10 protein-coding genes are annotated in these 13,379 nt (G+C 74.8%); 5 read left to right on the top strand and 5 right to left on the bottom strand.

Going from position 1 to position 13,379, the window contains the following annotated elements; genetic code table 11:
- Window positions 1-68: 68 nt before the first annotated feature.
- Window positions 69-629 (top strand): FHA domain-containing protein, encoded by a 561-nt coding sequence (locus AC068A_RS08505; RefSeq protein ID WP_478582533.1) that lies wholly within the window; start codon window positions 69-71, stop codon window positions 627-629.
- A gap of 44 nt (window positions 630-673) precedes the next feature.
- Here the strand turns inward: AC068A_RS08505 and AC068A_RS08500 are convergent, their stop codons facing one another.
- Together AC068A_RS08500 and lpdA are read right to left on the bottom strand one after the other, a co-directional pair.
- Entirely contained in the window at window positions 674-2,002 is a 1,329-nt protein-coding gene (locus tag AC068A_RS08500; RefSeq protein ID WP_478582530.1) for a M14 family zinc carboxypeptidase, read from the bottom strand.
- A 105-nt stretch (window positions 2,003-2,107) separates the two neighbouring features.
- Window positions 2,108-3,511, bottom strand: a complete 1,404-nt coding sequence (gene lpdA, locus AC068A_RS08495; protein ID WP_478582527.1) for a dihydrolipoyl dehydrogenase — start codon at window positions 3,509-3,511, stop codon at window positions 2,108-2,110.
- Window positions 3,512-3,596: 85 nt separating this feature from the next.
- On the opposite strand from lpdA, the gene AC068A_RS08490 reads away from it, so the two are divergent.
- A complete protein-coding gene (locus AC068A_RS08490; RefSeq protein ID WP_478582524.1) occupies window positions 3,597-4,478 on the top strand; it encodes a LysR family transcriptional regulator in 882 nt (293 codons plus the stop codon).
- Here the strand turns inward: AC068A_RS08490 and treY are convergent.
- Together treY and glgX are read right to left on the bottom strand one after the other, a co-directional pair.
- Window positions 4,452-6,785, bottom strand: a complete 2,334-nt coding sequence (treY, locus tag AC068A_RS08485) for a malto-oligosyltrehalose synthase (RefSeq protein ID WP_478582521.1) — start codon at window positions 6,783-6,785, stop codon at window positions 4,452-4,454. The genes AC068A_RS08490 and treY overlap by 27 nt on opposite strands.
- A gap of 302 nt (window positions 6,786-7,087) precedes the next feature.
- On the bottom strand, window positions 7,088-9,202 hold the full coding sequence (gene glgX / locus AC068A_RS08480; protein ID WP_478582794.1) for a glycogen debranching protein GlgX: 2,115 nt from the start codon (window positions 9,200-9,202) through the stop codon (window positions 7,088-7,090).
- Window positions 9,203-9,513: 311 nt separating this feature from the next.
- On the opposite strand from glgX, the gene AC068A_RS08475 reads away from it, so the two are divergent.
- Both AC068A_RS08475 and AC068A_RS08470 read left to right on the top strand, forming a co-directional pair.
- Complete coding sequence (locus AC068A_RS08475) at window positions 9,514-10,848, top strand: SAV2148 family HEPN domain-containing protein (protein WP_478582519.1); 1,335 nt, start codon at window positions 9,514-9,516, stop codon at window positions 10,846-10,848.
- A gap of 167 nt (window positions 10,849-11,015) precedes the next feature.
- Complete coding sequence (locus tag AC068A_RS08470; RefSeq protein WP_478582516.1) at window positions 11,016-11,741, top strand: exonuclease domain-containing protein; 726 nt, start codon at window positions 11,016-11,018, stop codon at window positions 11,739-11,741.
- Between the two features lie 153 nt (window positions 11,742-11,894).
- Here AC068A_RS08470 and AC068A_RS08465 read toward each other — a convergent pair whose 3' ends face one another.
- Complete coding sequence (locus tag AC068A_RS08465; protein WP_478582513.1) at window positions 11,895-12,761, bottom strand: phosphotransferase enzyme family protein; 867 nt, start codon at window positions 12,759-12,761, stop codon at window positions 11,895-11,897.
- A gap of 74 nt (window positions 12,762-12,835) precedes the next feature.
- Between AC068A_RS08465 and AC068A_RS08460 the strand changes: the two genes are divergently transcribed.
- Entirely contained in the window at window positions 12,836-13,378 is a 543-nt protein-coding gene (locus tag AC068A_RS08460; protein WP_478582510.1) for a DUF1697 domain-containing protein, read from the top strand.
- The last annotated feature ends 1 nt before the right edge of the window (window position 13,379 follow it).

The following is a 13,379-nucleotide window of genomic DNA, read 5'->3' as shown; positions in this document are numbered from 1 at the left end:
GTACCCATCATCACCGGTGGCCGGGGGAGTTCTGGACACTCTGCCCCTGACGGGCCGACAATCACCCTGTGACGTCGAGTTTCGAGTTCCCCGCCTACCCCGCGCCGCGCCTCTCCGACGCGGAGCGCGACCACGCCCTGGGCAAGCTCCGCGAAGGAGCCGCCCTCGGCAAGCTGTCCCACGACACCTTCCTGCGCCGGATGGAGCTCGCCCTCGTCGCCCGCCGCTCCGAGGAACTCGCCGTCCTCGTCGCCGACCTCGACGGCCGGGACTCCGAAGCCGCCTGGACCCGCCGCCTGTTCGGCTGGGTGGGCCGGGTCTCCGCCCTCTCGGCCGGGGTCCGGCGCGCCTGGCACGCGGAGCGCCTGCCGAAACTGCTGCTCCCGCACCCCGGCGCGCAGCCCCTGCGGATCGGCCGTGACCCCGGCAACGGGCTCCGGCTCACCGACGAGACCGTCTCCCGGGTGCACGCCGAACTCGTCATGCACGACGGAGTGTGGGTCCTGACCGACCTCGGCTCCTCGAACGGCACCACCGTCAACGGACGCAGGGTGACCGGCTCCATCGTGGTCCGCGACGGCGACCAGGTCGGCTTCGGCCGCACGTCCTTCCGCATCTCGGCCGGCTGAGCGGCCTCGGGCCGCCGGGGCCGCCGCCGCCGGGGCCGCCGCCGCTACGGGCTGACGGGTCCGGCGGCAGCGAGACGGGCGTGGGCGGCCAGGACGGTGCGGGTCTGGTGCTCGACCTGGTCGGCGACCGGCACCCAGCGGGCTTGGAACCGGGACGCGAACTCCGCGCACCAGCCGGTGACGAGCCGGTCCAGGCCGCCCGCCGCCGGGTGGCCCTGGACGCGCAGCACCCGCAGCAGCATCGCGGCGGCGCGCAGGGACAGCCGCCGCCCGAAGGCGTCGATGCTGCCGATGCGGGCCGTCGAGGCCTCGGCGGGGGCTCCGGCGCCCGTCCACTCGGCGGTGATCCCGGGGATCAGCCCGAGCGTCCAGTCGACGGCGCGCAGCAGCGAGGCGGCGCCGGGGTCCGCACCCGGCACCGCGTCCGCCGCCCGGTCCCGCACCGCCGAGACGAGCGAGGCGTCCTCGGCGAGCCGGCCCGCGAGCACCCGCAGCGCGCCGCGCGGGTCGGGGTGCGGGGCCGGGTCGTCCACCAGGTCGGAGGCCCACATCGGGACTTCCACGATGGCGGTGGTCCCGGCGTAGCGGTGGGTGCGGTACCAGGTGCTGAGCCGGGTGTCCTCCGGGTGGAACGCCCCGGCGGCGGCGCGTCCCCGCGGCGGCATCACGAAGATCCCGGGCCCGGGGGACGGCCAGCCGACCGCGTCCGAGGCCCCGGTCTCCACCGGGATGCGCAGCTCGGCGGCCGACTTGGCGAACGGCTCGGCGAGGCCGGGTATGTCCCGCGTGAGCTGCACCCACGAGCCGCCGAGGTCGGTGCCGTGCAGGGAGACCTGGAGCACCGGCCGCAGCTCGTCGATGAGCGCCATCAGGGCCAGCGTTTCGGGCGGCAGCCGGTCCGGGGGCAGTAAGGACGGCGCCCACTCGGGCTGTTCGGGGCCGGGCGGCCGGTAGAAGTTCCGGTGGTAGTCGAGCAGGGAGTCCGGGTGCGGGGTGCGGTGCAGGGCCGCGCCGTCGGGATCGGCGCACAGCAGGAAGTGCCACCCCCCGCCGGGACGGGGCGCGGGGCCGTGGACGAGGCGCCGGGCCAGGGCGAGGGCGGTGGCGCCGCCGACGGGCTCGTTGGCATGCGCGCCGGCCACGACGAGCACACAGCGGTCCTGCGGCCCGCCGGCGCCGGCGGGCCCGTCCGCGGCAGTCCGGTCCGCGGCAGTCCGGTTCGCGGCCACGGACAGGAGCCAGAGGGGTTCCCCGCCCCGGGAGCTGCCGACCTGGCGCAGCCGGACCCGGCGGGGGTGTGCGTCCGCCAGTGCGCGGGCGGCCTGCGCGAGTTCGCGCGGTGTGGGGTAGCGCATGTCACGGAGGTGGGTCACGTCTGATGCAATGCCCGCCGCACACGCCCCCTACTGCTCCGCGCGCCCCACACTTCCCGAAATGCCGGCCGAAGCCTCCGCCCTCCCGTGCCGGAATCGCGTCGCCTACCGCTGGTGCAGGCCGCGGCCGGCCAGGGTCAGGAACACCTCGCCCACCGCCTCCGACAGCGTCGGGTGGGCGTGGATGTGGCGGGCCACGTCGGACGGCTCGCCGTCCCAGCCCACGACCAGCTGGCCCTCCGCGATCATCTCCGACACGTGCGGCCCCACCAGGTGCACGCCCAGCACCCGCCCGCCCCGCTCCGCGACCACCTTCACCGTCCCGCCCCGCCCGTGCACCATCCCCTTGGCGACGGCCGTCAGCGGCATCGAGCCCACCACCACGTCGTACGCCAGGTCGCGGGCCTGCGCCTCCGTCAGTCCCACGGCGGCCGTCTGCGGTGCCGAGTACGTCACCCTCGGCACCGCCGCGTAGTCCACCGGCGCGCCCGGCACCCCCGCCAGGGTCTCCGCCACCAGCAGCCCCTCCGCGAACGAGGCGTGCGCCAGCCCGGGCGAAGGCGGCGGCAGCAGGTCCCCGACCACGTGGATCCCCGGCACCGCCGTCTCCAGCCGGGACCAGTCGGCGGGCGCCACGAACCCCCGCCCGTCCGCGGCCAGCCCCGCCGCCGCCAGCTCCAGCCCGTCGGTGACCGGAACCCGGCCCACGGCGACCAGCAGCCGCTCCGCCGCCACCTCCTCGAGGTTCCCGCGCGGACCGCGTACGGCGGCCCGCACCCCTCCGCCCGCGAGCCGTTCGACCCCCTCCAGCCGCGCCCCGGTCCGCACGTCGATGCCACGCCCCCGCAGCCCGCGCGCCAGATGCCGGGAGACGTCCGCGTCCTCCAGCGGAACGAGCCGCTCCGCGGCCTCCACCAGCGTCACCTCCGCCCCCATCGACCGGTGGAACGAGGCGTACTCCACGCCGATCGCCCCACCGCCCAGCACCAGCACCGACCCCGGCAGCCCCGGCGCGAACAGCGCGTCGTCACTGGTGACGACCGTGTGCCCGTCGGGCTCCAGCCCCGGCAGGACGCGCGGCCGCGACCCGGTGGCCAGCACGACGCCGCGCGCCGCCGTGAACTCCCGCCCGTCCGACGTCCGTACGGAGCGCGGGCCCGTCAGCCGGGCCGAGCCGTGCACCAGACGCACCCCGGCCTGCCGCAGGTGCCCCTCCACCCCCCGGTGGTTGCGGGCGACGATGTCGTCCCGCGTGGCGGCAAGGGCCCGCCAGTCCACTCCCTCCACCGTCACCCGCACCCCCCAGCGCTCACGCGCCTCGGCCGCCCCGTCGACGAGCTCGGCCGCGTGCAGCATGGCCTTGCTCGGTATGCACCCGCGGTGCAGGCAGGTCCCCCCGACCTTGTCGCGCTCCACGAGGACGACGTCCAGCCCCAGGGCCGCGGCGCGCAGGGCGGTGCTGTACCCGCCGGTGCCGCCGCCGATCACGATCACATCTGCGGTGTTCATGCCCTCCACCCTGCGGCCGGCCCTGGCCTGCGGTCCAAGGCAATGATCTTCTCGGTCCCATGCAGCATGCTTATGCTTCGCATCCATGAGCCTGCGTCAGATGGAGTACTTCCTCGCCGTCGTGGAGGAGTCCTCCTTCACCCGGGCCGCCGACGCCCTGCACGTCACCCAGCCCGCCCTCTCCCACCAGATCAAGGCCCTGGAGCGGTCGGTCGGCGGCGCCCTGCTGGAGCGCATGCCGCGCGGGGTCCGCCTCACCCCCATGGGCCGCGCCTTCCTGCCCCACGCCCAGCTCGCCGTGCGCAGCGCCCGCCAGGCACGGCGCGCCGCCCGCGCCGCCGCCGGAGCCGCCGGCGGCGAACTGCACGTCGCCACCGTCCACTCCGTCGCCGTCGGACTGCTCCCGGCCGTCGCCGCCCGCTGGCGCAGCCGCCACCCCGGCGTCCAGCTCGTCCTGCGCGAGTACGCGTCCACCGAAGCCCTGGAGGAACAGCTGGACCGCGGCGTTGCCGACCTCGCCGTGGGCCCCGAGCCCAAGGAGTGGACCGGCCCCGTCCTCCCGGCCGGCCGGGAGGAGCTGGTGCTCGTCGTCCCCTTCGACGACCCGCTGGCCGGCCGCGGCTCCGTACGCCTGGCCGAACTCGCCGACCGCGACTGGATCCGCTGCGCCATGGAACCCGTCGTACACGGCGAGCCGTTCCTCGACTGGGCGGGCGGCAAGGTCGGCTTCACCCCGCGCACCGTGCTGCGCACCGACCACACCTCCACGGCCGTCCGCATGGCAGCCGCCGGCACCGGGGTCGTCATGGCCCCCGCCCACACGGCCCGGGGCGCCCTCGGCGAGGACTGCACGCTGCTCTCCTTCGACCCGCCGTGGCACCGGCCCCTCGCCGTCTTCTCCCGCGTCCCGCTCACGGGCGCGGCGGAGGCCTTCGCCGGGCTACTCGCCGCCGACCCCGTCCCGTAGCAGGACCGCCACCGGCCGCGCCGCCAGCAGCTCCGCCAGCCGCACCCCGCCCTCGTACGATGCCGGCCGCGGCTCGCCGGGCGCCGGCGGCAGTACGGGCCTCCACCGCCCCGGCGGCAGGGGCAGGACGGTGTCCCGCCAGCCCCCCGACCGGGCCAGCCGGAGCGAGAGCCGGGTCGCCACCGCGACCAGGCCGCCCGGGCGGGCGAAGGCCAGGCAGTGCCCGGCCGCCGGGCCGCGGGCGGCCAGTGCCGCGTAGCCGGTGAACAGCCCCGGCCGGTCCCGGCGCAGCCGCAGCAGGGCGGCCGTCAGCGCGAGCTTCTCCTCCGCCACCCCCTCCGGCGCCGCCCCCGCGTCCAGCCGGGCCAGCGCATCGCGGGGGAACATGGCCGGTCGCCGGTTGTCCGGGTCCACCAGCGCCCGGTACTCCGTCTCGGCACCCTGGTAGACCTCCGGGACCCCGGGCATCGCCAGGTGCAGCAGCGCCGTCCCCAGCAGGTTGGCGCGGGCCGCCTCCGCGAGGGCCTGCGGGAGCTCGGCCCCCTCCGCCCCGGCGGCCACAGCCGGTACGTACCGGGCGACCGAGGCCTCGTACGCCGCGTCCTGCTCGGTCCAGCTGGTGTGCAGGGCGGCCTCGCGCGCCGCCTTGAGCAGGGCTCCCGCGAGCCGCTCCGCGCGGTCCGGGACCTCGCCGAGGCCGAGCGCCGTCTGCCGTGCGACCCACGCCAGTTGAGGGTCGTGCCCGGTGCCGTCCGCATCGCCCGCGGACCCGTCCATCAGCTCGGGCGCCTGCGAAAGGGCTGCGATCCGAGCCCGGACGTCTGCACTGCGCTTGGTGTCGTGCGTGGACAGCACCGTCCCCGAGCCCGGCCAGTCCCGCTCGAGCGCGGCGCAGTACGCGTGGAACCCGTCCGGCTCCACGGCCGGGTGCCCCGGATCCCCGCCGACCTCCGTGGCCGACAGCAGCGGTGTGTACCGGTAGAACGCCCGGTCCTCCAGCGCCTTGGCGCGCAGCGCCGCCGAGGTCTGCGCGAAGCGCGCCGCGAACGCCGGATCCCCCCGCACGAGGTCCCGTACGCCGGCCACCGCCCGCTCACCCGCCCGCCGGGCGGCCTCCGCCAGCGCCCCCGGATCCAGCCCCCCGTCCCCGGGGTACGGCCGGTAGACGGGGTAGGCGATCAGCACCTCGCGCACCGCCGGTGCCGCCTCCGGCCCGGCCGCCCGCTCCAGCGCCCCCAGCTCGGCGGCCAGATCGCCGGTCAGCATCTCCCGAGCGCAGGCCCGGGCGGTGTCCTCCCAGCCCGGCAGGCCCGTGGTCGCCCGGTAGCGGCGGTCCAGTTCGGCGGCACCGGCCGGGTCGGTGAACACCCCGTCCACCTGCCGCAGCGCGTCGTACCCGGTGGTCCCCGCCACCGGCCAGCCGGCCGGCAGCCGCTCCTGCCCGGCCAGGATCTTCTCCACGACCACCCAGCAGCCGTCCCCCACCGCCGCGCGCAGCCGCCGCAGGTACGCCCCGGGGTCCGCGAGCCCGTCCACGTGGTCGATCCGCAGCCCGGCGGCCACCCCGTCGCGCACCAGCTCCAGCACCTTCGCGTGCGTCGCCGCGAACACCTCCGGGTCCTCCACCCGGACCCCGATGAGCTGCGAGATCGTGAAGAAGCGGCGGTAGTTGAGCCCGGTGCGGGCCTCCCGCCAGCAGGCGGGCCGGTACCACTGGGCGGCCAGCAGCTCTGGCACCGGCAGCCCCGCCGTCCCGGCGCGCAGCGGGAACTCCCACCCGCCACCGACCCGCAGCACCCCCTCGCCGACCGTGCACGCGGCCGGGTCGAGCGGCTCCCCGAGCACCGGCAGCAGCAGCCGCCCGCCGCCCGCCTCCCAGTCGATGTCGAACCAGCGCGCGTACGGGGACCGCGGCCCCTCCCGCAGGACCTCCCACAGGGGCCGGTTCAACCGCAGCGGCGAGGGCACCGCCATGTGGTTCGGAACGATGTCCAGCACGAGGCCGAGCCCGCGCTCCCGGGCCGCGGCGGCCAGCCCGCGCAGCCCGCGCTCCCCGCCGAGCTCCTCCCGCACCCGGGAGTGGTCGGTGACGTCGTACCCGTGGGCCGAGCCGGGAACCGCCTCCAGGACGGGGGACAGGTGCAGGTGGGAGATCCCGAGCGAGGCGAGGTGCGCAAGGGTCTTCTCGGCGGCGGCGAAGGGGAATTCCGGGCACAGCTGGAGGCGGTACGTCGACGAAGGTCTCGCCCGGCCGGCGGCGGTCGGAGTGTCGGATTCTGACGTGAGGTGAGGATGGCGTCGGCTCATCAGGAACCTCCGAGGAGACCCCGGCCCGCGGGCGGGGGAGGAATCGGACTTCTGCGGAGCAGGGCAAGGAGCGGAAGGAGCGGCCTCTCGCCCTCCTGGGCGAAGGACCGTGCTCCGACCGGCAGCTTTGATCTCTCCCTGTCGTCGTGCTGGTTCGTGAGGGTGACGAAGAGGGAACCAGCCAGGCGTGCCGGGGTCACGGCCTGCGCCGCCGGCGCCCTCGAGGCCTGCCGGGCGCCGGCCTGACCGCGCGGCCCCAGCCCCCGGCCCCCGGCCCCCGGCCCCCCGGCCCGCGTCACGCGTCACTCCGGCCGCTGGAGCACGACCAGCGAGCGTCCCGTCAGCGTCACCCGGTCCCCGGCCGCGAACTGCGGTCCGCTGCCGGATGGCAGCACCTCCGGCCGCGCCGTGTCCACGACCAGCCGCCACTGCGCCCCGTGGCCGGCCGGAACCGTGAACTCCTGTGCCTCGGCACCGGCGTTGAACATCAGCAGGAACGAGTCGTCGGTGATCCGCTCCCCGCGCGCCCCCGGCTCGGAGATGGCCTCCCCGTTCAGGAACACCGTCAGCGCCCGCGCGTGCTGCGCCTGCCAGTCGCGGGCCCGCATCGGCTCCCCGTACGGGGTGAACCAGGCGATGTCCGACAGCTCGTCGTGGGTGCCCTCCACCGGCCGCCCGTGGAAGAAGCGGCGCCGCCGGAAGACCGGGTGGTCCCGGCGCAGCCACACCATCCGGCGGGTGAACTCCAGCAGCGAGGGCGCCGGTTTGCCCGGCTCCGGCCACTCCACCCACGCCAGCTCGTTGTCCTGGCAGTACGCGTTGTTGTTGCCGCTCTGGCTGCGGGCGAACTCGTCGCCGTGGCTGAGCATCGGCACCCCCTGCGACAGCATTAGGGTGGCCGTGAAGTTGCGCATCTGCCGCTCGCGCAGCTGGAGGACCTCCGGATCGTCGGTCGGGCCCTCCACCCCGCAGTTCCAGGACCGGTTGTGGGTTTCGCCGTCCCGATTTCCCTCCCGGTTCGCCTCGTTGTGCTTCTCGTCGTACGACACGAGATCGTGCAGCGTGAAACCGTCGTGGCAGGTGTGGAAGTTGATGGAGGCGAGGGGGCGCCGGCCGTCGTCCTGGTAGAGGTCCGAGGAGCCCGTCAGCCGGCTCGCGAAATCGGCGAGGGTCCGCGGCTGCCCCCGCCACAAGTCCCGTACGGTATCCCGGTACTTGCCGTTCCACTCCGTCCACAGCGGCGGGAAGTTCCCCACCTGGTAGCCGCCCTCGCCCAGGTCCCAGGGCTCCGCGATCAGCTTCACCTGGCTGACCACCGGATCCTGCTGGACCAGGTCGAAGAACGACGACAGCCTGTCCACCTCGTGGAACTGCCGGGCCAGGGTGGCCGCCAGGTCGAACCGGAACCCGTCCACATGCATCTCGGTGACCCAGTAGCGCAGCGAGTCCATGATGAGCTGCAGGACGTGCGGGGAGCGCATGAGCAGCGAGTTCCCGGTCCCGGTGGTGTCCGTGTAATGCCGCGGATCGTCCGCCAGCCGGTAGTACGAGGCGTTGTCGAGCCCCCGGAAGGACAGCGTCGGGCCCAGGTGGTTGCCCTCGGCCGTGTGGTTGTAGACCACGTCCAGGATCACCTCGATCCCGGCCTCGTGCAGGGCCCGGACCGCCGACTTGAACTCCAGAACCTGCTGGCCGCGGTCGCCCGAGGCGTAGCCGTTGTGCGGGGCGAAGTAGCCGATCGTGTTGTAGCCCCAGTAGTTGGTCAGCCCGTCGTCGACCAGCCGGTGGTCGTGGACGTACTGGTGCACCGGCATCAGCTCGAGCGCGGTCACCCCGAGCTTCGTCAGGTGCCCGATGACCGCCGGGTGCGCGAGCGCCCCGTACGTGCCGCGCAGCTCCTCCGGGAGCTCGGGATGGCGCATGGTCAGCCCTTTGACATGGGCCTCGTACAGCACCGTCCGGTGGTACTCGTGGCGCGGCGGGCGGTCGTTGGCCCAGTCGAAGTACGGGTTCACGACGACCGAACCCATCGTGCGCGGCGCCGAGTCGAGGTCGTTGCGCGAGTCGGGCCGGCCGAAGTGGTAGCCGTACACCTCCTCGCCCCAGTCGATGCTCCCGGCGATCGCCCGGGCGTACGGGTCGAGGAGCAGTTTGGCCGGATTGCAGCGCTGCCCGCGCTCGGGCTCGTACGGCCCGTGGACGCGGAAGCCGTAGCGCTGGCCCGGCATCACGCCCGGCAGGTAGGCGTGCCGGACGAAGGCGTCGGTCTCGCGCAGTTCGACGGCCGTCTCGGAGCCGTCATCGTGAAGCAGGCACAGCTCGATGCGCCGGGCGGCCTCGGAGTAGACCGCGAAGTTGGTGCCTGCGCCATCGTAGGTGGCGCCGAGCGGATACGCGTGTCCCGGCCAGACCTGCATGGACAACGACTCGTCTCCCGTCTTCCCCTCGGCGTCGGGCGGCTGGTTCGCGGTCGGCGGCCGCCGATCCGTGCCATGGGCAGGATCTTCCCCGAAAGAGGGGCTGTACGCGGGGACTTGGGATACTCCTGCCGGGTGACCCGGTGTGCCGATATGCGGGTCAGCGGACTGTGTGCGCATCCGATAATGGGTCAACGGATCACCTGTGTACGGTTCATCGGGTCGCATCGGGCTGCACCGGGCGCCGACCTCGGAGTACCCTTCCGTGATCACTGGAGACGGGCGTCCAGAACGCAGAAGGCGGTGCACGGGTGAGCTCGGGAGGGCTGGAGCTTCCCCCTGGTGACGGCGGTCACGAGGGTGGCTCGGCGGACGCCCCAGGAGGCGCACCCGGCGGTGCGTCCGGCGGGGTGCCGGAAGGGGCCGGGGGCGGCGGGGCCGGGGGGGCCGACGGGCCCGGCGGGGTGCCGGGCGGGGCGGTGTCCCTCGCGGCGCCGGAGGCCGCGGCGATACGGGCCGGGGCCGAACTGGACTGGGGCGCGGACGCCTGGACCGAGGTGCGCACCCGGGCCCAGCGCGCGGGCCGCGCGTACATCTGGCTCAATCTGATCGAACAGCGGCTGCGGGCGGTGGTCGGCGCCGTCCTGCGGCCGATCTACCAGCCCGTGCACGGCGAGGACGACTGGGTCGTCGTCGCCGCCGGGCCCGCCGGACAGGAGTGGGTGCAGCGGGCCGTCGCGGTGCGCGAGGTCAGCCGCCGCAAGGGCTACCTGCTCGACCCCGCCGACGACAACGTCCTCAGCTTCCTGACGCTGCCCCAGCTGCGGGAGCTGATGGTCCAGCACTGGCCCTGCTTCGAACCGTACTTCGACGACCGGCGGGAGATCGAGCTCGCCCTCGACGAGCTCGAGGTCACCCGGAACGTCGTCTCCCGCAACCGGGCGCTGTCCCGGGCCGTGCTGGAACAGGCGGAGCGCGCCTCGGCCCGGCTGCTCGAGGTGCTGGGCGGAGGCGCCGGCTCCCCGTCGGCGGACCGGCTGCCGATCGACGCCGTCGAGGACCTGGTGGGCGACCGGTACGCGGACGTGGTCTCCGTCCACCCCGACCGGGTCCGGCTCCAGCGGCAGCTCCCGGCCGAGGACCTCTTCGGCGGCGCACGGCGGCTCGACGCCATCGGCATAGGGCTCAACCTGCTCGTCCAGAACTACTCCGGCCGAAGACTCGTCCGGCTCACCGAGGCCGGCTGCCGGGTCCGGCTGCTGTTCCTGAACCCGGCCAGCAGCGCCGTCAAGCGCCGCGAACGGGAGCTCGGGCTGCGCAAGGGCGAGCTGAGCCGGTCGGTGGAGATGAACATCCTCCACGTGCGGCGGGTGCGGGCCGGGCTGCGGGACCCCTCGCGGTTCGAGATCCACGTCTTCGACGAGACCCCGCGCTTCACGGCCTACCTGGTGGAGGGGGAGAACTCGGGCATCGCGGTGGTGCAGTCGTACCTGCGCCGGGCGCGGGGCATGGAGGCGCCGGTGCTCGTCCTGCGGGGCGGCGGTGCGCGGGCCTCGGCGTCACCCCGCGATACCGAACACGGACTTTTCCCCATGTATCGGGAGGAATTCGAGTCCATCTGGCAGGACTCCCGCCCGGTGTCGTGACTGTCAGTGGCCCGTGGCAGGCTGAAAGTCGTTGGCCGGGGGATGCACGCCGGCCGACGGCTGCCGGTGCTGATGGCCGGCGGCTGATGACTGATGGCTGACGACTGACGAATGGTGCCGGGGGCCGAGGACCGAGGGCCGCGGACGTGACGGGGGAGGGGCGCGTGATGGGGGACTGGCACGCCGGAGCGCTGATCGGATTCGACCTGGAGACGACCGGCACGGAGCCGGGGGAGTCGCGGATCGTCACGGCGGCGGTGGTCGAGGTGCGGGGCGGGGAGGTGCTCGGGCGGCGCTGCTGGCTCGCGGACCCGGGCATACCGATCCCCCGGCAGGCCTCGGCGATCCACGGGATCAGCACGGAGCGGGCCGTCGCCGAGGGCCGCCCGGTGCGGGAGGTCGCCGACGAGGTCGCGGCGGGCCTCGTGGAGCACTGGAGCCGCGGCGCGGTCGTCGTCGCGTACAACGCGGCCTTCGACCTGACCCTGCTGACGGCGGAACTCGCCCGGCACGGGCTCCCCTCGCTCGCCGACCGGCTCGGGGGGACGCCGACCGGGCCGGTGGTCGACCCGCTGACCATCGACCGGGCGGTGGACCGCTACCGGCGAGGCAAGCGCACGCTCGAGGCGGTGTGCGGGGTGTACGGGGTCACCCTCGACAGTGCGCACGACGCGGGCGCCGATGCGCTGGCCGCGGTCCAGGTCGCCCGCGCGATAGCCGTCCGCCACCCGCAGGTGGCCGCCCTCACCCCGGCCGAGCTGCACGCCCGCCAGAGCGCCTGGCACGAGCGCTGGGCCCGGGACTTCCAGTCGTACCTGCGCCGCCAGGGCACCCCGGACGCGGTGGTCGACCCGGCATGGCCGCTCCGGGGGATCGCGGCGGTGCCGGCCTGAGGGAGCGCCGCCGGGAGCGGTACAAGCAGGACCAGGTCCGACGGCCGCCCGCCCGTCCCTTCAGCGGCCGCGGCGTGGGCGCGGATCGGGAGGTGGACCAGCGCGCGGTGGGAGGCCGCCGCGAGGGTCCACAGGGCCGGCGGTGCTGCACCGTCAGAAGGCGTGCCAGCGCATGTGCGGGTCCCCGTCGCGGAGGGACGCCACCCGGCGCCGGAACTCGGCCTGGGCCTTCGGGTTGGCGGGGGCGTGCTGGGCGACCCAGGCGCAGCTCGCCGTCTCGCGGGCGCCGCGCAGGACTGCGCAGCCCTCCCAGTCGCGCACGTCCCACCCGTAGGCGGTCGCGAACGCGTCGTACGCCGCCGACGGCAGGCCGTACCGGTCCCGGGACAGGGCCATGACGACCAGGTCGTGCTCCCGCAGGTCCGTCGACACGGTCTCCAGGTCCACCAGGACCGGGCCGTCGGGGCCGACGTGCACGTTGCGGGGGAGCGCGTCGCCGTGGATCGGGCCCGGCGGGAGGTGCGGGGTGAGCGCGGCCACCTGGCCGGCGTAGCCATCGCGCCGGGCCCGCAGGTACGCGGCGTCCGCCGGGTCCACGGCGCTGCCGGCCAGCCGCAGCCACCGCTCGACCCCGCCCAGCAGGTCGCGCGCGGGCAGGTCGAACGGCGGCGCCGGCAGGGCGTGGATGCGGCGCAGCAGCACCGCCAGGTCCTCCGGCCCGGCCGGCCGGACCGCGTCCGGCAGCCGGTGCCACACCGTCACCGGGTGGCCGTCCACCAGCCGCGGCTTCGGCTCGGCGGCCCGCACCGCCGGGATCCCGGCCCGCTCCAGCCAGAGCGCCACGGCGAGTTCCCGCGCGGCCCGCTCCAGCAGCGCCGCCTCCCTGCCCACCTTGACGACGAGCTCGCCGACGCCGAACACCGCGTTCTCCCCCAGGGCGAGGAGGGCTGCGGCCTGCCCTCGGGCCGGCCGGGTGAACCCCGCGGCCGCCAGTACATCCCTGGCCCGCGCCTCGTCCATGCGCCCTCTTGCCCTCTCTCGGATCCGGGTCTTGGTGAGCGGGTTCAGTTTCGCACTGTGGCTATGGTTTGAGCATGACCACATACGCGGCCCTGCTGCGCGGCATCAACGTCGGCGGGAAGAAGAAGGTTCCGATGGCCGAGCTGCGCGAGGTGCTCGAACGCCTCGGGTACGAGGACGTGCGGACCTATCTGCAGAGCGGCAACGCCGTGTTCGGCTGCCGGGACGCCGATCCGGTGGCGCTCGCCCGGGAGATCGAGCATGCCCTCGAAGAGCGGTTCGGGTTCTCCGTGGCCTGTCTCGTGGTCGACGGGGCCCAGCTGAAGACCGTGCAGGAAGGTTGCCCCTATCCCGCCGATGAGCTGGAGGGGAAGCAGCTGCACGCCACCTTCCTGTCGGAGCAGCCCGACGACTCGCGGTTCGCCGGGATCGACCGGGAGGCGTTCCTGCCGGAGGAGTTCAGCGTGGGCGAGCGGGTCGTCTACCTGTACGCCCCCGACGGGCTGGGGCGGTCCAAGCTGGCCGAGGCCCTGTTCCGGCCGGCGGTGTTCAAGGGCGTCGACGCCACCACCCGGAACTGGAACACGGTGGTGAAGCTCGTCGAGATGACCCGCTGAG

The sequence above is a fragment of the Streptomyces sp. NPDC043854 genome (assembly GCF_056436005.1).
Note: the sequence above shows the minus strand (reverse complement) of the source record. Positions and strands in the feature narration are given on the sequence as shown.